This window comes from Agromyces seonyuensis (assembly GCF_009789225.1).
GTDB lineage: Bacteria > Actinomycetota > Actinomycetes > Actinomycetales > Microbacteriaceae > Agromyces > Agromyces seonyuensis.
The window spans coordinates 1-3533 of record NZ_WSTA01000141.1; the positions used below are offsets into that span (position 1 = coordinate 1).

The 3533-nt window shown below is 73.3% G+C and carries 3 protein-coding genes; 2 read left to right on the plus strand and 1 reads right to left on the minus strand.

All coding sequences use genetic code 11. The annotated features are described in order from the left end of the window. Window positions 1–358: 358 nt before the first annotated feature. Window positions 359–751 carry a ribosomal maturation YjgA family protein gene (locus tag GB864_RS17850; protein WP_160427037.1) on the plus strand — a complete coding sequence of 131 codons (393 nt, stop codon included), beginning with the start codon at window positions 359–361 and terminating at the stop codon, window positions 749–751. Between the two features lie 123 nt (window positions 752–874). Here the strand turns inward: GB864_RS17850 and GB864_RS17855 are convergent, their stop codons facing one another. After that, entirely contained in the window at window positions 875–1936 is a 1062-nt protein-coding gene (locus GB864_RS17855; RefSeq protein ID WP_160427038.1) for a LacI family DNA-binding transcriptional regulator, read from the minus strand. Window positions 1937–2101: 165 nt separating this feature from the next. Between GB864_RS17855 and GB864_RS17860 the strand changes: the two genes are divergently transcribed. After that, complete coding sequence (locus GB864_RS17860; protein ID WP_160427039.1) at window positions 2102–3346, plus strand: MFS transporter; 1245 nt, start codon at window positions 2102–2104, stop codon at window positions 3344–3346. Window positions 3347–3533: the final 187 nt, after the last annotated feature.

The following is a 3533-nucleotide window of genomic DNA, read 5'->3' on the forward strand; positions in this document are numbered from 1 at the left end:
CCGCCGGCACGGTGCCGACGGCGCCGGCGGCCGGGATGCCGGCGAGGCCGCCGGCCGCGTACAGGGCCCCGGCGCCGGAGCCGGCGCCGATCGCCTGGAGGAAACGGCGGCGCGAGACGCCGGCGCGCTGGGATTCGGTCTCGTCGACGGGTATCGCGGAGGTGTCTTCCGTGTTCACGAACCACTGCCTTTCACTCGGACGGCCCGGCCCGCTTCGGTTGCGGCACCGGTGCCTGGCCTGACCCTAGAACGGGGGTGTTTCCGCAGCACCGTCTGTACGTTTCCACCGCGTGAACCGAACCGACCATCGGAGCCGCCTGTGCGCGGCGATGGCCGAGTGCCGTGCTTCACTGGGCGGATGCGACCTCCGAACCGCGTCAGGATGCTCGCCGCGGCGGCCGCGGCGGCGACGCTCGCGCTCGGCCTCGCCCTGCAGGCGTTCCGCTTCTCCGTGTGGACGGACGCGGCCGGCGGCGCGCTCTACACGCTGCTCGTCGGGATGCTCGTGCTGCTCGCGGCGCCCCGGCTGCCGGCGTGGACGGTCGCGGCGATCGCGCTCGGCTGGTCGGTCGCGATCGAACTGCTGCAGCTGACCCCGATCCCCGGCGCGATCGTCGCGGCGTTCCCGCCGGCGCACCTCGTCGTCGGCAACGCCTGGGACCCCTGGGACCTGTGCTCGGCCGCCGCGGGCGCCCTGCTGGTCTGGCCGATCGCGGCCGCGCTCCGCACCGCCGGCACGCCGGTCGAGTAGGCGCGAAACGCCGCCCGACTGGTCTCGATACGCTCCTGCGTCGCTACTCGACCGACGGAGGGATACCCGCCGGCCGTGTAGGCGCGAAGCGCCGTATCGAGACCCGGCAGCAGGGATTCGCCGCTACTCGACCGGCGAACCGGGCGGCGCCGTCGTCGCGCCGACGTGCAGCACCGACGTGAAGTCGACGTTCGGGGGCTGCTCGCCCGCGAGCATCCGCACGACGGCCGCGCCCGCCGCGCGACCCTTCTCGATCGAAGGCTGCACGAGGGTCGTGAGATCGGTCTCGAGCCCGTCGGGGCGGATGCCGTCGAAGCCGAGCACCGAGAGGTCCTCGGGCACGCGGATGCCGAGCTCCTCGGCGGCCCGGATGACGCCCGCGGCGAGCAGGTCGGACTGCGCGATGATCGCCGTCGGACGGTCGTCGGGATCGACGTCGCCGAGCAGCCGCCGGCCGCCCTCGAGGCCCTCTTCGATCGAGGACGCCCGCCCGTACCAACCGGTGATGCCGGGGAAGACCTCGCGCGCGCCGGCGAGGCGCTCGGTCATCGTGTCGGCGAGCGGCGAACCCGCGAAGTCGGCGTCGAAGCGGCCGCGGGTGCGCTCGGGATCGGCGGGCAGGGCGACGACCTGCACGCGCGTGTGCCCGAGGTCGCGCAGGTGCTGGGCGCCGCGGCGCGTAGCATCCCGGTTGTCGATGCCGACCGTGACGATGTCGGGCGCGGGCGTGCCCTCGATGGCGACCGTCGGGATGCCGCGGCGGCGCAGCCGATCGACGGATTCCTCGAGCCGGGGGCTGCAGCCGATGAGCACGACGGCGTCGACGGGCGCGGAATCGAGGCCGACCGACGACTCGATCGTCTCGGTGAGCAGCAGCAGGCCGGCGTCGAGCGGCGCGATGCCGTCGGTGATGCCGTCGAGCATCTGGATCTTCACCGGGTCGAGGAACGCCGAGCGCACGCGCTCCTCGAGCACGACGCCGACGATGCCGGAGCGGCCGCGGCGCAGCGATCGGGCTCGGGGGTCCGGGCCCCCGTAGCCGAGGGCGGCGGCGGCGGCGTGGACCCGTTCGCGGGTGGCCTCGGAGACCGGACCCGACCCCGAGAACGCCAGCGACGCGGTCGAGACGGAGACGCCCGCCCGTTCGGCGACGTCGGCGAGGGTGACGCGCGACTCGTGGCCCATGCCGTCCTTTCGGTCGTCCCGCGGCGACGGGACGTTCGCATCCCGGTGTTTGCGGTCGCCGGGATCTCCTGATTATCGTAGTCGAAACGATTCGATTCGGTGTGCTCCGGCGCAACCCGTCATCGTCGGACTCCCATTCCTCCCCGATCCCCGCACTGGAGCGCCATGACCGCCGACACCACGCTCGCCCCCCGCGCGATCGCCGCCTGGCGCAACGCCGTGTTCGCGATCTTCTTCCTCAGCGGGCTCTCCGTGGCCACCTGGGTGAGCCGAATCCCGACCGTGCGCGACGACACCGGGCTCGGCCTGGACCAGATCGGCGCGATCATCCTCTGCATGTCGATCGGCTCGATCATCGGACTCGTCGCCGCCCAATGGATGCTCGCGCGCTTCGGCGCCCGTCGCGGCATGACGATCGCCCTCGGGATCGTCGGCGCGGGCATCCTCGTCGTCGGCGTCGGCTCGTCGGTGTTCGCCTCCCCCGCCGTCATCGTCGCGGGCATGGCCCTGCTCGGATTCGGCAACGGCGCGGTCGACGTCATGATGAACGTCGAGGGCGCCCTCGCCGAGCAGGCGGCCGGCAAGACGCTCATGCCGCTCATGCACGCGTTCTTCTCGTTCGGCACGGTCGCCGGGGCGCTCATCGGCGCCGGCACCGCCGCGATCGACCTGCCCGTCGCGTGGCACTTCGGGGCCGCCGGGGCGCTCATCGCCGTCGCGATCGCCGTCGCCGTGCGCTTCGTGCCCGTGCGCGAGGCCGCCGAGGACGAGAACGCCGACGGGCCGAAGGTGCCGTTCCGAGAGCGCCTCCGCACCAACCTCTCGGTCTGGCGCGACGGCCGCCTGCTGCTCATCGGCGTCGTCATGCTCGGCATGGCCTTCGCCGAAGGCTCGGCGAACGACTGGATCACGCTCGCCGCCGTCGACGGCCACGGCACGACCGAGGAGTTCGGCGCGATCGTCTTCAGCCTCTTCGCGATCGCCATGACGACCGGCCGCGTGCTCGGCGGGCCGCTCCTCGACCGCTTCGGCCGCGTCGCCGTGCTCCGCGCGACCGCCGTCGTCGGCATCATCGGGCTCGTCGCGTTCATCTTCGGCACCGAGACGTGGATGCTCGTCGCCGGCGCCATGCTCTGGGGCCTCGGCGCCTCGCTCGGCTTCCCCGTCGGCATCTCCGCCGCGGCCGACGACACCGCGAACGCCGCCGCCCGCGTCTCCGCCGTCGCCATGGTCGGCTACTTCGCGTTCCTCGTCGGCCCGCCCGGCCTCGGCTTCCTCGGCGAGCACTACGGCGTGCTCAACGCGCTGCTCGTCGTGCTCGGCCTCATGGTCGCCTCCGCCCTCGCGGCGCCGGCCACGCGCAAGCGCGAACCCGCCCTGACGGCGTCGGCGCCGTCGCGGGTCGAGTAGGCGCCGTCGCGGGTCGAGTAGGCGCCGACGCGGGTCGAGTAGGCGCGCAGCGCCGTATCGAGACCACCTCACCCGGTCTCGATACGCGCTCCGCGCTACTCGACCGACGCAGGACTCCGCGCTACTCGACCGACGCAGGACTCCGCGCTACTCGACCGACGCAGGACTCCGCGCTACTCGACCGACG

Excerpts from the sequence above, each read along its gene's own strand:
- GB864_RS17850 (WP_160427037.1), top strand. The coding sequence starts at position 359 with ATGCGACCTCCGAACCGCGTCAGGATGCTCGCCGCGGCGGCCGCGGCG.
- GB864_RS17855 (WP_160427038.1), bottom strand. The coding sequence starts at position 1,936 with ATGGGCCACGAGTCGCGCGTCACCCTCGCCGACGTCGCCGAACGGGCG.
- GB864_RS17860 (WP_160427039.1), top strand. The coding sequence starts at position 2,102 with ATGACCGCCGACACCACGCTCGCCCCCCGCGCGATCGCCGCCTGGCGC.